The sequence below is a fragment of the Haemophilus paracuniculus genome (genome assembly GCF_002015115.1).
Taxonomy (GTDB): Bacteria; Pseudomonadota; Gammaproteobacteria; order Enterobacterales; family Pasteurellaceae; genus Haemophilus_E; species Haemophilus_E paracuniculus.
In genome coordinates, this window is record NZ_MUYA01000003.1 from 38,141 (window position 1) to 51,692 (window position 13,552).

Here is a 13,552-nt window from a genome sequence, read left to right on the forward strand (position 1 = left end):
AAAATAAAGAGGTCGCAAAATGGCGAAATTTTTTTCGATTTTTTGGGTGGCATTAGGTCTGCTTTTTAGCCAACCTTTATCCGCCAAAGTCAATGTTAGCCCATTATTTGTACAGCTTTCAGACGCAATGGAAGCCGTGAAACAGGGCGAATCGGCAAAATCCCGGCCGATTTTAGCCACTTTACAGCAAGATTTTCTTGCCATTGAAAATCACAATTCCGAAAAGGGGCAGATTGTTTCTGCCGAGTTGGGGCGAGCCTTGCAAAATCCCGATCTCGCTAATTTGGAAAACCTTTCCAAAGCCCTTTATGCCTTTGAAAAAGAGCAAAACCCTGTCGATTACGCCCAAAAACGACAACAGTTCGCCAAGCGAGTGATCCCCGTTTATCAACAGCTCAAAACGGCGGTAATGGCGAAAAATTTGGACGAAGTGCAGGATCTTTACAAGCGTTTTAACAGCGTTTGGACGATGAACGAAAAAGTGGTGCGAGAAACCAGCTTGGGGCATTACGGGCAAATCGAAACGGCGATGACCTTTTTGCGAATTGCGATGCTTGCCGATCCGCCGAATTATGCGGAAATGGAAAAACAAGCGGTGGCTTTGGGCGAATCTTTGGCGGATTTCAAAGCAGGCAAGGTTTTGCAACCGCAAACTTCCACCGCCAGTAATGCCCCACAAAATTTGCGTGAGGGGATCAAACTGCTCGAAAAGGCGTATCAAGCCTTGCAAAATGGCGATCAACATCAAGCCAATGCGGATATTTCTCTGTTTATTCAGCAATGGGCGATTTTTGAGGGCGAGGTCAGCACCCGTAGCGGTGCGTTATACGCCAAAGTGGAAACGGATTTACCCGTGATTATGGCGAAGGGTAGCGAGCCTGCCAATTTGCAACAATTCCAGAATTTGATTAACGAATTAAATGGCTTAGACTTAGGCGGCAGCTACGGCGTGCTTGACGCGATGTTGATTTTATTGCGAGAGGGCGTTGAGGCGTTGTTGATTATTATGGCGTTGCTGACCGCCCTCAATGTGGCAAATCAACCGCGTGCCAAAGGCTGGATTTACGCAGGGGCAGGGCTTGGCGTAGGGGCGAGTTTGTTAGCAGCGGTCGCGTTGCAACAGTTCTTCCCTGCGGTCTCAGCTGGCACAAATCGAGAAATGATCGAGGGTGGTGTCGGCGTGTTAGCGGTGGCGATGATGTTGGTTGTGGGGGCGTGGTTACATAGCAAAGCGTCCATTTCGGGCTGGCAAAAATTCGTGAAAAAACAGGTGGCACAAGCCTTAGCCACTGGCAGTTTGCTCTCAATGCTTTCGTTGAGCTTCCTTTCCGTATTCCGTGAGGGGGCGGAAACTATTCTCTTTTATGTAGGAATGTTGCCGTTAATCAGCCTTAATGATTTACTGGTCGGCATCGGCTTGGCGTTGCTGCTACTCGGCGTACTGGCGTGGGCGTTAGCGAAATTCAGCACCAAATTGCCGATTCATCATCTCTTCAAAGTAATGACCGCCTTGATTTACCTGCTCGGCTTCAAAATTTTGGGCGTGAGCGTTCATTCGTTACAACTCACCAACGTCCTACCAAACAGCGTGATTGACAGCTTGCCAAATATCCCCGATCTCGGCATTTTTGCCACGGTGGAAACTTTGGTGGCTCAGGTGGTTTATCTGGTGTTAATTCCGCTGGTGGCTAGGGTGTTTAAATAAAGTTGGTATTGAAGAGCAAGCGGTAGGATTTTAAAAAATTTAAGGGCATCAAATGATGCCCTTTGGTTTAGTAATCTAATTCGTCTTTGTAGAGTAAATAATCCGCTTTTAAGGCTTCGATCAGCTCGACAAAATCCTCGGGTAAGGGGGCGTGCCATTCCATTAGTTCGCCTGTGATCGGGTGGTTGAGGCGAAGCATTGTGGCGTGTAGAGCTTGGCGTTGGAAGTTGCGAAGCACGCTTAAAAATTCCTCGCTCGCCCCTTTCGGTGGGCGAGGTCGTCCGCCGTAGAGTTGGTCGCCGAGCAATGGGTGGGCGATGTGTGCCATATGCACCCGAATTTGGTGGGTTCGCCCTGTTTCTAAGCGTAGGCGTAATCGGGTGTAGTTGCGGAAACGTTCCATAATGCGGTAGTGCGTTACCGCTGGTTTGCCGAGAGGGTGAACCGCCATTGCGGTGCGTTTGGTCGGGTGGCGAGCCATTGGTTCATCAACCTTACCCCCTTGGGTCATAATGCCGCTGGCGACCGCTTCATATTCTCGGGTAATTTGGCGTTTTTGCAGGGCGGTTACCAAGTGAGTTTGGGCAGGGATATTTTTCGCCACCACCATTAAGCCCGTGGTGTCTTTGTCGAGTCGGTGCACGATCCCCGCTCGTGGCACTTCCGCAATCGGCGGATAGTAGTGAAGTAGGGCGTTCAGCACCGTGCCGTCTGGATTGCCCGCACCTGGGTGAACGACCAGATCTTTGGGCTTGTTGATCACAAGAATATCGTCATCTTCATAGACGATATTGAGCGGAATATCCTGCGGTTCAAAACGGATCTCTTCTTCAATTTCCGCTTGAATTTCAATCAGTTCGCCGCCGAACACTTTTTCACGGGCTTTATTCACTATGTTACCGTTTACGCTGACGCGATCGTTTTCAATCCACACTTTGAGGCGTGAGCGAGAATAATCGGGGAAAAGTTGGGCGAGGGCTTGGTCGAGCCGACTGCCTAATAAATCGGCAGAAACTTCTGCGGTTAAGGTTTTTTGTTGGGTCATTGCGTGATTTCCAAAATTTGTAGTTTTCTTATTGGGCGATGTTCTATAAAATAGGCGAATTATTTTGATGAACTTAACAAGTCCTTGTCGGTCAAAAGTTGGCATTTTACATTAACTTTCGATCATAGACACTTTTTATAGGAAAAATTATGCGTAAATTGACATCGCTAGCGACCCTGTTGCTTGCTACTTTGGTTGTAACGGGTTGTTCAAACTCAAAAAATGAATTAGCGGATCAGCCTGTTCAAGATCTTTATGAGAAAGGTCAAACTTATTTGCAAGACGGCGATTATAACTCTGCGATTCGCTACCTTGACGCGGCAAATGGGCGTTCTAACATTTATGGTGAACAAACCCAGTTAAGTTTGATTTATGCACAATATAAAGTGGGCGAATACTACAAAGCCCTTGATGCGGCAGAGCGTTTTGCTCGTACTTATCCCGACAGTGCCAATATGGACTATGTGTTTTACCTCGCAGGTTTAGCCAATGCACGTTTGGGCGATAACTTTATTCAAGATTTCTTCCGTGTAAACCGTTCTTCTCGTGCGGTGGAAAATGTGCGTAATGCTTACGGCAACTTCCAAACTATCGTGCAAAATTTCCCACAAAGCCGTTATGTGCAAGATTCACAAAATTGGATGGTTTATTTGAAAAATCGTCTTGCGGAACACGAATTGGCGATTGTGAAATTCTATATGCAGCGTGAGGCTTATGTGGCGGCAGCGAATCGTGTGGAAGAGATGTTGAAACTCTATCCAGACAGCCAAGCGACAAGCGATGCGTTACCAATGTTACAAAAAGCCTTTGAGCAAATGGGCATCAAAGATTCCGCTGAGAAAACTGCTCAGTTGATTGAAGAATATAAAAATAAAACGTTCCCAACCATTACCAAACCAGCTTATGGGGAACAATTCTAGCGGTCAGATTTTTGATTTTTTCCGCAAATGAAAGAGGGGCGATTATCGCCCCTTATGCCTTTTCATTCTTAGCCTCAAAACAGATCAACCAACAATGCGAATTTTAGGAATTGAAACCTCTTGCGATGAAACGGGCGTTGCGATTTATGATGAGCAACGCGGGCTTATCGCCAATCAACTTTACAGCCAAATTGAAATGCACGCTGATTACGGCGGCGTTGTGCCAGAGCTTGCTTCACGGGATCATATCCGCAAAACCTTGCCGTTGATTCAAGCTGCATTAAAAGAGGCAAATCTCACCGCTTGCGAGATTGACGGCGTGGCTTATACCGCAGGGCCGGGCTTAGTTGGGGCGTTATTGGTGGGGGCGACCATTGCTCGTTCCCTTGCCTATGCGTGGGGCGTGCCAGCTTTGGGGGTTCATCATATGGAAGGGCATTTGCTCGCCCCAATGTTGGAAGAAAATCCCCCACAGTTTCCGTTTGTGGCATTGCTAGTGTCAGGGGGGCATACCCAATTAGTCAAAGTGGACAACGTGGGCGATTATCAATTATTGGGCGAATCCATTGACGATGCGGCAGGCGAAGCCTTTGATAAAACCGCAAAATTACTCGGCTTAGATTACCCTGGCGGGGCAGCACTCGCGAAACTTGCCGAGCAAGGCACGCCAAATCGCTTTATTTTCCCTCGCCCAATGACCGATCGCCCAGGGTTGGATTTCAGCTTTTCAGGCTTAAAAACTTTTGCAGCAAATACGATTAACCAAAATCTCAATCCACAAGGCGAACTCGACCAACAAACCCGTTGCGACATTGCTCACGCTTTTCAACAAGCGGTAATTGATACGTTGATTATCAAATGCAAACGAGCCTTGCAACAAACGGGCTACAAACGCCTTGTGATCGCAGGGGGTGTGAGTGCCAACAAACAACTACGCACCGACCTCGCCCAACTAATGCAGCAACTCGGCGGCGAAGTGTTCTACCCACGCCCACAATTCTGCACCGACAACGGGGCAATGATCGCCTACGCTGGTTTCCTACGCCTTAAAAACGGCGAATGTACGGATTTGAGTGTGAGTGTCAAACCGAGGTGGAATATGACGGAACTCGCAAAAATTTAGATATTTTCCTTCATTCTTTGATTTATAGGGCTACACTTATGCACACACAGCACAATTATGTTATTAGCGTAAAAAATAATACGCAACGTCGAAATCATATTATTTCAGAATTTGGAAAACAGAATATTCCTTTTGAGTTTTTTGATGCGATTACGCCTGATTTAATTGAGGCAAAAGCAAAAGAATTTGATCTTGATCTTTCTAGTAGCTCTTTAACCAAAGGAGAAATTGCTTGTGCATTAAGCCATATTGCTTTATGGCATTTAGCAAAAGAAAAAAATTTAGATTACATTTGTATTTTTGAAGATGATATTTATTTGGGAGAAAATGCGATAGATTTTCTAAGTAATAGTTATGTAAATGAAAATGTGGATGTTATTAAGCTAGAAAAACATTACGCTAGAATTAAATATAAATCTAACCCAGATGTTATTTTCAAAAATAGACAGCTTCATCGTCTCAAACTAAAACATACAGGTGCGGCAGGTTATGTTTTGACAAAAAAAGGGCTAACATTTATTTTAGATAAGTTAAAAAACTACCAACTTTCAAGGGCAATAGATGACTTGATGTTTGATAAATTATTAAAAGAGCCTGAATATAATGTTTTACAGCTTATTCCTGCGGTTTGCATTCAAGATTATGTGCTTAATAATGATATAACATTTAGTAGTGCGTTAGCTAATGAACGAGATAATAGAAGACGTAGTGTTTCTATTCTATCTAAATTACGCAGAGAATTAATTCGTCCTTTTTATCAATTAAATAAACGATTATTTGGTAGAGACCTTGAATTTAAATAATAAAGTATTTTCATAAATTATTTGGAGCAGTAAATGAATGTAGCAGAATTTCATCAACAAATCGAAAATGTATGGCAAGCGATTGAAGAGCAGATTGACGAGCAGGGCTATGATATCGATTGCGAGGTGCAAGGGGCGGTGATGACACTGACCTTTGAGGACGATTCGCAAATTGTGATCAACAAGCAAGAAGCGATGTTAGAATTATGGCTGGCGAGTAAACTCGGTGGTTTCCACTTTGCTTACAAAGACGGTCAATGGCAAACGGCAGAGGGACGTTCGTTCTGGACGCACCTTAACGAAGCCTTTGCACGCCACGGCGAAACGGCGAATTTCGGCTAATGCAATCGCCAACCGCCCGTATCAATCAAGCCAAAGAGGTGTTGAACCACGTCTTTGGCTATCAATCTTTCCGTCAAGGTCAGCAGGAAGTTATTGAGGCAATCTTGTCGGGCCAGGATTGCCTTGTGGTGATGACGACGGGCGGTGGAAAATCCCTTTGCTATCAAGTGCCAGCCCTCTGTTTAGAGGGGATTACGCTGGTGATCTCGCCCTTGATCTCGCTGATGAAAGATCAGGTGGATCAGCTGCTTGCCAATGGCATTGAAGCCGCTTATCTCAATTCCAGCCAAACCCTCGAAGAACAGCAAGCCGTTGAGCAAAAAGCTCTGTCGGGGCAGTTGAAATTACTCTATCTTTCCCCCGAAAAAGTGATGACAGCGGGCTTTTTCCATTTTATTTCCCATTGCAAAATTTCACTGATTGCGGTGGATGAAGCCCACTGCGTTTCCCAATGGGGGCACGATTTCCGCCCTGAATACACCTTGCTGGGCGGTTTGCGAAATACCTTTCCCAACATACCGCTTGTCGCCCTCACGGCGACCGCTGATCCGACTACCCGTGCTGATATTTTGCACCATTTGCGTTTGAACGAGCCACACACCTATCTCGGCAGTTTTGACCGCCCGAACATTCGCTACACCGTGCAAGAAAAATTTAAGCCAATGGAACAACTCGCCAAATTTATTGCGGGGCAAAAAGGCAAAAGTGGCATTGTTTATTGCAATAGTCGCAAAAAAGTGGAAGATATTACCGAAAAACTGGCGGCTCGCAAGGTGGCAGTGATGGGCTACCACGCAGGAATGAGCGTGCAGCAGCGAGAAGCGGTGCAGAATGCTTTTCAGCGAGATAACATTCAAGTGGTGGTGGCGACCGTGGCGTTTGGAATGGGGATCAACAAATCGAACGTGCGGTTTGTGGTGCATTTTGATCTGCCGAGAAGCATTGAATCTTACTATCAAGAAACGGGGCGAGCAGGGCGTGATGATCTGCCTGCGGAAGCGGTGCTTTTTTATGATCCGTCTGATTACGGCTGGTTGCAGAAAGTGCTACTGGAAAAGCCCGAAAGTGAGCAACGCCAAATTGAACAGCACAAACTGCAAGCGATAGGGGCATTTGCCGAATCGCAAACCTGTCGCCGTTTAGTTTTACTTAATTATTTTGGCGAATTGCGTCAAACGAGCTGCCAAAATTGCGATATTTGCCTTGATCCACCGAAAAAATATGATGGGCTGATTGATGCACAAAAAGTGATGTCGGTTATTTATCGCACGGGGCAAACCTTCGGCTTACACCACGTTATCGGCGTGCTGCGAGGCTTGCATAATCAGAAAATCCGTGATTTTCAGCACGACAGCCTTTCTGTTTATGGGATTGGCAAGGAAAAATCCCAAGAGTATTGGGTGAGCGTAACTCGTCAGTTGATCCATTTGGGGCTGATTCGGCAAAATATCGTCAATCATTCCGCCCTTGAACTTACCGAAAACGCTCGCCCGATTTTGCGAGCAGAACAGCCGTTGCAACTTGCCACGCCTCGCTTGAATTTTTCCAGCTCAGCCTATCTGCAAAAACAAGCGGTGCAACGCTACGACAAGGATCTCTTTGCTCGCCTGCGTTTCTTACGCAAACAGATTGCCGACAAAGAGAACATTCCGCCCTATGTGGTGTTCAACGATGCCACCTTGCAAGAAATGGCGGAATACACCCCAACCACCCCTGCCGAAATGCTCGACATCAACGGCGTGGGCGAACGTAAATTAGAACGGTTTGGGGAAGCCTTTTTGCAGTTGATTCAAGAACATTTAAAGGCACGAGCCTAAATTTTAAAAAATCTACCCGCTTGTAACCTGAATTATAGAAAAAATCCAGAGAGCTTTCTGAACAAAATATGAATTTGTCGATCGAGATCGACAAATTTAATTTTGCCCCTCGACTTTTGTTTTAATCCTTGCAAACTAATGGTGCGTGAATGGCACGCTTATGCAAGGAAATTTAAAATGAAATTCTCAACCATTAAACCACTCAAAAAAGCTTTTACCTTAATTGAACTGATGATCGTGATTGCGATTATTGCAATTTTGGCAACGGTTGCGATCCCCTCTTATACCAATTACACCAAAAAAGCCGCATTATCCGAATTATTAAATGCGTCAGCCTCTTATAAATCGGATGTGGAAATCTGTATTTATAATTTGGGGGCGGCAACGAATTGTTCTGCTGGCTCAAATGGGATCCAAGCAGATAAAACCTCAACGGACGAATTGAAGTATTTAAAATCCGTTTCCGTTAGTGCTGGTGTGATTAGTGTTGAAGGAAAATCCACCTTAGAGGGATATAGTTATTCTTTAACCCCTACCTTTAAAAATAATAATATTAGCTGGAAAGCAACCTGTGAGGGCGATGATGTTAGTTTATTTCCCGCAGGATTTTGTACCGCGAAATAGCTAATTAAGGGGAAATCAATGTCGTATTCTGTTTGTGAATTAAATAGCCAAAAAATTTATCAAATTTCTGAACAACAATGGCAAAAAAATTGTAATGAAAAGCAACTTTTATTACGTTATTTAGCCGTTCCATTATTAGAAGATGAGAAAAAACTTTGGTTAGCGATTGATGATGAGAAAAATCTTAATGCTTGTGAGATCTTTTCATTTATTGTCAATAAACAGATTGAACCTGTATTGATTTCCTCTGATGAATTGAAATATCTGTTAAATGAACTTTCCCCCGAAAATTCTTCGCAGAATGAATATACGGAAATTGTTTATCAGCAAGAGCAACCAGCGGTGCAAAATGAGATAGAGATTGATTTTAATGATCCTATTATTCAACTGCTCGATAATTTATTTAAATTTTGCTTACAGAAAAATGTTTCTGATATTCATTTAGAACCACAAAAAGAGTATTTTTTAATTAGAATTAGAGTTGATGGTGTTCTACATATCTATAAAACCTTGTCGTTAAATTTATCCGCTCGCATTATTTCTAGAATTAAGTTATTGGCTAAATTAGATATTAGTGAGTCTAGATTACCCCAAGATGGACAATTTACCTTTACAACAGCATTATCGGAAACCTTAGATTTTCGTGTTTCTACCTTGCCGATCAATTATGGCGAAAAAGTTGTATTGCGTTTACAAAAAAATAAACCGACCAAATTTGATTTTTTAGATTTAGGTTTAACTGAAAAACAAAAAGATATTTTTATCAATGCATTGAAGCAACCGCAGGGATTAATTTTAGTAACAGGCCCAACGGGAAGTGGAAAAAGTATAACCTTATATAGCGGATTAAGTTATTTAAATCGTCCAGAAAAGCATATTTTAACTGCCGAAGACCCTATCGAAATTGAAATTGAGGGGATTATTCAATCCCAAGTCAATCGCAGTATTGATTTAGATTTTAGCCGATTATTACGTACTTTTTTACGCCAAGATCCCGATATTATTATGCTAGGGGAAATTCGTGATCAAGAGAGTGCAGAAATTGCCTTGCGAGCAGCACAAACAGGGCATTTAGTTTTATCGACTTTACACACCAATGATGCTTTATCAGCGGTAGAACGTTTAATGCAATTTGGCATTAAAGAATATGAATTAAAAAATAGTTTATTGCTCGTTATTGCTCAACGATTAGTAAGGCGTTTATGTGTTGAATGTGGCGGAAAAAGTTGTCAAGCCTGCTATCAAGGCTATAAAGGTCGGATTGGTATTTATCAATTTTTAGCCAGGCAAGGCAAAATTTTTGATAAAGAGACCGCTTGTTTAGATTTTGAAACACTTTTATTGAGTGCGAAACAGAAAATTGCAGAAAATAAAACGAATTTATCAGAGGTTTCAAGGGTTTTAGGCGATGAATAAGGTTTATGAATATCAATGGAAAGGGATTAACCGTTTCCAACAAAAACAAGGGGGTAGATTATTATCAATAAGCCGAGAAAAGGTTGAAAGTGAGTTAATCAGTCAAGGCTATTCTAATATAAAAATTAGCCGTAATTTCAGCTTTTCTTCAAAACCTAAATCAGAAGAAATCAGTAAATTATTGACCCAATTTAGTTTATTACTCAGTTCAAAAATCCAGTTAAAGAAAGTATTAGAAATCTTACTCAAAGGCTGTTTAAATAAACCTCTATATCTTTGGCTTAATGAAGTTAAGAAATTGATTGAGTCTGGTTTCTCTTTTTCAGAAGCATTGGATAAAACTAATCAAAATGGTTATTTAAAATCACAAGAAATTCAGCTCATCAAGATCGGCGAGGTTAGCGGAAGACTAGCTGAAATGATGAAAAATATCGCTCAATATCGAGAAAAATCGGATAAAATGAATAAAAAAGTGAAGAAAATTTTATTTTATCCTCTGTTTATTTTAAGTATATCCTTAATTATTTCTATTTTTCTCTTGATAAGCATTGTGCCACAGTTTGCTGATTTGTATCAGAGTAAAGGACAAAACTTACCCTTTATTACTGAAATGCTTTTCTCATTGTCTTCATTTCTACAAGAAAAAGGAAAATTTTTGTTAATTTCTTCTTTTGTTATTATTATTTTGATCAAGGTTTTAGCTAAAAAAACAACATTTATTTATCGTTTAAAATTCAGCATTTTAAGTTGCCTGCCATTACTAAATCAAATTATTTCCTTTGCCCGTATTATCTATTTTAGCCAAAGTTTAGCGTTGATGTTAAATGCTAAGGTGAGGATTGATGTCGCATTATCTTCCTTTTTAACTAAAAAAGGTAGTGATCCTATTTTGGAAAAAGAGATCGATCAGATATTAAGTTTATTAAAACAGGGTTATCAATTTTCAGATGGGCTAAATTCGGTAGTTTTTACTGATGAAGTAGTTCAAATGGTTTCCGTTGCAGAGAAAAGCGGTAATTTAGCGGAAATGTTAGCTTATATTAGTGAAAATTATCAGACAAAATTGGATTATCAGATTGATATTTTATCGCAATTATTAGAACCAATGTTAATGTTGTTAATGGGATTGATTGTTGGGGTAATCATTACGGGATTATATTTACCGATTTTTGATATGGGGGCAATTATTGAATGATACTGTTTTTGTTTTCTTTTATTGTTGCTTTTTGGTTTAATCGATCATTAGTTAATTTCCCACACTATATCCATCGTCAAACTTATGACGATTATACTTATTTAGTAAAACCTGAAATCAATTTCCAGCAATTTTGTGAATTATCTCGCTTGAAACCTAAAATAACACATTATGGTTATCTGTTATATTTTTTATGTCCTTTGGTAAGTTTATTATTTGAACAGCCTATTGTTGTGGTGGTGCTATGGATTTTATGCTTTCTTTCCATATTGGACAGCTATTATCTTTTAACGGATATTCGTTATGTTGGTTTGATTTTTGTTTTATCTCTTATTTATCTTTTGATTGAAAGGGTAGAGTTCTATGATTATTTATTCAATTTGCTTGCTATTATTATCTTTTTTATCGCTTTTTATTTTGTAAGTTCAATCGTATGCAAAAAAGAGATGATAGGCAATGGTGATCTCTTTCTGTTGTTTTCCCTTTGTCTGTTTTTTAAGTTAGAACAGATGTTAATCTTAATTTTTATGGCTTGTTTATTTGGGATTCTATTTTACTTCATTTATCTTTGGCTTAAAAAAGAAAAGATAAATAAATTACCCTTTATTCCTTTTATTAGTTTATCAAGTTTTATTATGTTTTTTGTTATATAGAAAAAACGTAAAATTTGTGGGATAATAGCCATTAAAATAATAATGAGGATAATAAAATGGCATATATTGTGGGTTTAACAGGGGGAATTGGCAGCGGAAAAAGCACGATTGCCGTTCTTTTTGTTGAATTAGGGGTAAAAATCATTGATGCGGATATTGTGGCAAGGGAAGTAGTGGCGAAAGGAACGCCACTTTTAGCTGAAATTGTTAATCATTTTGGCGAGCAGATTTTAACGGAACAAAAAGAGCTAGATCGAGCAAAATTACGCCAAATTGTGTTTAATGATCCAAAACAGAAAGAGTGGTTAAATCAGTTATTACACCCAGCAATCCGACAAGAGATGTTAAATCAACTTCATCAAAATAATGATGATTATGTGATTTGGGTTGTGCCTTTATTGATTGAAAATAATTTAACAGAATTTTGTGATCGTGTTTTAGTGATTGATGTGTTACCCGAAATTCAATTATCAAGAGCATTAGCACGAGATAAAAGTAATATTGAAACCATTAAAAATATAATGGCGGCACAAGTTAGTCGAGAAAAAAGATTAAGTTATGCCGATGATATTATTGAGAATAACTTACCCCTTGCTCAAAATTTTTCAAATATTAAAGAACAAGTGCTGGAATTACACCAAAAATATATTGCGTTAGCTTTACAGAAAAATAAATAAGGAAAGCAATAAAATGTCAGAAGTAATAGTAAATTGCCCACAATGTGAAAAAGAAGTGATTTGGAATGAACAAAGTAAATATCGCCCTTTTTGTTCTGAACGTTGTAAGTTAATTGATTTAGGTGAGTGGGCGGACGAAAATAGAAGAATTGCAGGCAGTTTAGATGAATCTGCGTTAGAAGAATTGATCGATCAATACTAATTAAACTGAGCCGAAAATCTGGCTAATAAAACCCAAATATCTTCACTAAATTCTTGTTTTGTTTGGCGTTCTAATTCTGCCAGTTGTTGAATAAGTTGATATAGTTTTTTATAGGTTAAACGGTTAATCGCATTTTGATAAATCGCTCGTTTATTTTGCCAAATTTTTAAACGGTCAAATTCGGCTCTTAAATTGCCATTAAAGAGCGGTGTTTGGCTATTTTTAATCGGATTTGGCGAGCGAGAAAGTTCAACTAATAACATCAATTCTTTTTGAATAATTCGCAGTAAAACCACCGCTTGCACGTCTTCCTGTTGCAGATGTTTTAAAATGCGTTCGGCTCGAATAATTTTTCCTTCGAGCAGGGCATCAATCCATTGAAAAGGGGTAAATTGGGAAGATTGCTCAATAATTTCTTTGGCTTTATTGAGACTAATTTTATTTTCGCCAAAGCGAAGTTGTAGCAGTTGCAATGTTTGTTTGAGGGCAAGCAAATTTCCCTCATAATTATAAGCAAGTAGTTGAATCGCATCGGGTCCAAATTGCAAATTCATTGACCTAGCACGTCCGCTGATCCATTGAGGCAACTTGGTCATTTCAGGCGTTTGGCATTGAACGAGAACGCTATTTCCGTCAATTAAACTTAACCATTGTTGCTTTTCAATGGTTTTATTCCACTTCGGCAAATGGAAAATCAGCAGTAAATCGGGATTATTGAGAGAAATCAATTCCGCAATTTGCTTTTGCTGGGCGGTGGTAAGGCTTTCTGGCAGGTTGAGGATAATGATTTGACGAGCAGAAAACAGCCCCTGCGATTGTGCCATTTCGTAGAGCTGTTCCCAACGAGTTTCGTTGTTGATGGTAACTTCAAATTTTTCATCAAAACCGAGCGTGCGAGCTTGTTGCACGATGTGATCTTTGCTTTCGCCCACGAGCAACAAATCCGCCCCCCCGAGTAAATAGAAAGGGGCGAGATTTTTTTGCAATACAAGCGGTAGGTTTTCGGGAAAAATTCGTTGCATCGTCAAAT

The 13,552-nt window shown here is 40.5% G+C and carries 14 protein-coding genes; 12 read left to right on the forward strand and 2 right to left on the reverse strand.

Annotation, left to right across the window (positions count from 1 at the left end):
* The first annotated feature begins 19 nt into the window (after positions 1-19).
* Positions 20-1,705 (forward strand): FTR1 family iron permease, encoded by a 1,686-nt coding sequence (locus B0187_RS01865; RefSeq protein WP_078236171.1) that lies wholly within the window; start codon positions 20-22, stop codon positions 1,703-1,705.
* A gap of 67 nt (positions 1,706-1,772) precedes the next feature.
* Here B0187_RS01865 and rluD read toward each other — a convergent pair whose 3' ends face one another.
* Positions 1,773-2,750, reverse strand: coding sequence for a 23S rRNA pseudouridine(1911/1915/1917) synthase RluD (gene rluD / locus B0187_RS01870; RefSeq protein ID WP_078236172.1), 978 nt, complete (start codon positions 2,748-2,750; stop codon positions 1,773-1,775).
* Positions 2,751-2,899: 149 nt separating this feature from the next.
* On the opposite strand from rluD, the gene B0187_RS01875 reads away from it, so the two are divergent.
* The 11 genes from B0187_RS01875 to yacG all read left to right on the forward strand — a co-directional run bounded on the left by B0187_RS01875 (position 2,900) and on the right by yacG (position 12,522).
* Complete coding sequence (locus B0187_RS01875; protein ID WP_078236173.1) at positions 2,900-3,670, forward strand: outer membrane protein assembly factor BamD; 771 nt, start codon at positions 2,900-2,902, stop codon at positions 3,668-3,670.
* Positions 3,671-3,764: 94 nt separating this feature from the next.
* A complete protein-coding gene (gene tsaD / locus B0187_RS01880) occupies positions 3,765-4,793 on the forward strand; it encodes a tRNA (adenosine(37)-N6)-threonylcarbamoyltransferase complex transferase subunit TsaD (RefSeq protein WP_078236174.1) in 1,029 nt (342 codons plus the stop codon).
* A 38-nt stretch (positions 4,794-4,831) separates the two neighbouring features.
* Positions 4,832-5,596 carry a glycosyltransferase family 25 protein gene (locus B0187_RS01885; RefSeq protein ID WP_078236175.1) on the forward strand — a complete coding sequence of 255 codons (765 nt, stop codon included), beginning with the start codon at positions 4,832-4,834 and terminating at the stop codon, positions 5,594-5,596.
* Positions 5,597-5,629: 33 nt separating this feature from the next.
* Entirely contained in the window at positions 5,630-5,938 is a 309-nt protein-coding gene (gene cyaY / locus B0187_RS01890; protein WP_078236176.1) for an iron donor protein CyaY, read from the forward strand.
* Positions 5,938-7,755, forward strand: coding sequence for an ATP-dependent DNA helicase RecQ (gene recQ, locus B0187_RS01895; RefSeq protein WP_078236177.1), 1,818 nt, complete (start codon positions 5,938-5,940; stop codon positions 7,753-7,755). The genes cyaY and recQ overlap by 1 nt, the downstream gene beginning before the upstream one ends.
* Positions 7,756-7,932: 177 nt before the next feature.
* Positions 7,933-8,379: a prepilin-type N-terminal cleavage/methylation domain-containing protein gene (locus tag B0187_RS01900; RefSeq protein ID WP_078236178.1), complete on the forward strand. Its 447-nt coding sequence runs from the start codon at positions 7,933-7,935 to the stop codon at positions 8,377-8,379.
* Positions 8,380-8,397: 18 nt separating this feature from the next.
* Positions 8,398-9,795, forward strand: a complete 1,398-nt coding sequence (locus tag B0187_RS01905) for a GspE/PulE family protein (protein WP_078236179.1) — start codon at positions 8,398-8,400, stop codon at positions 9,793-9,795.
* Entirely contained in the window at positions 9,788-10,990 is a 1,203-nt protein-coding gene (locus B0187_RS01910; RefSeq protein ID WP_078236180.1) for a type II secretion system F family protein, read from the forward strand. Before B0187_RS01905 ends, B0187_RS01910 begins: the two co-directional genes overlap by 8 nt.
* Positions 10,987-11,643, forward strand: coding sequence for a prepilin peptidase (locus B0187_RS01915; protein WP_078236181.1), 657 nt, complete (start codon positions 10,987-10,989; stop codon positions 11,641-11,643). Before B0187_RS01910 ends, B0187_RS01915 begins: the two co-directional genes overlap by 4 nt.
* 56 nt (positions 11,644-11,699) lie before the next feature.
* Positions 11,700-12,320 (forward strand): dephospho-CoA kinase, encoded by a 621-nt coding sequence (gene coaE / locus B0187_RS01920; protein ID WP_078236182.1) that lies wholly within the window; start codon positions 11,700-11,702, stop codon positions 12,318-12,320.
* 13 nt (positions 12,321-12,333) lie between these two features.
* Positions 12,334-12,522, forward strand: coding sequence for a DNA gyrase inhibitor YacG (gene yacG, locus B0187_RS01925; protein WP_078236183.1), 189 nt, complete (start codon positions 12,334-12,336; stop codon positions 12,520-12,522).
* Here yacG and holA read toward each other — a convergent pair.
* On the reverse strand, positions 12,519-13,544 hold the full coding sequence (gene holA / locus B0187_RS01930; RefSeq protein ID WP_078236184.1) for a DNA polymerase III subunit delta: 1,026 nt from the start codon (positions 13,542-13,544) through the stop codon (positions 12,519-12,521). The two genes, yacG and holA, sit on opposite strands and share 4 nt — an antisense overlap.
* Between the last annotated feature and the right edge of the window lie 8 nt (positions 13,545-13,552).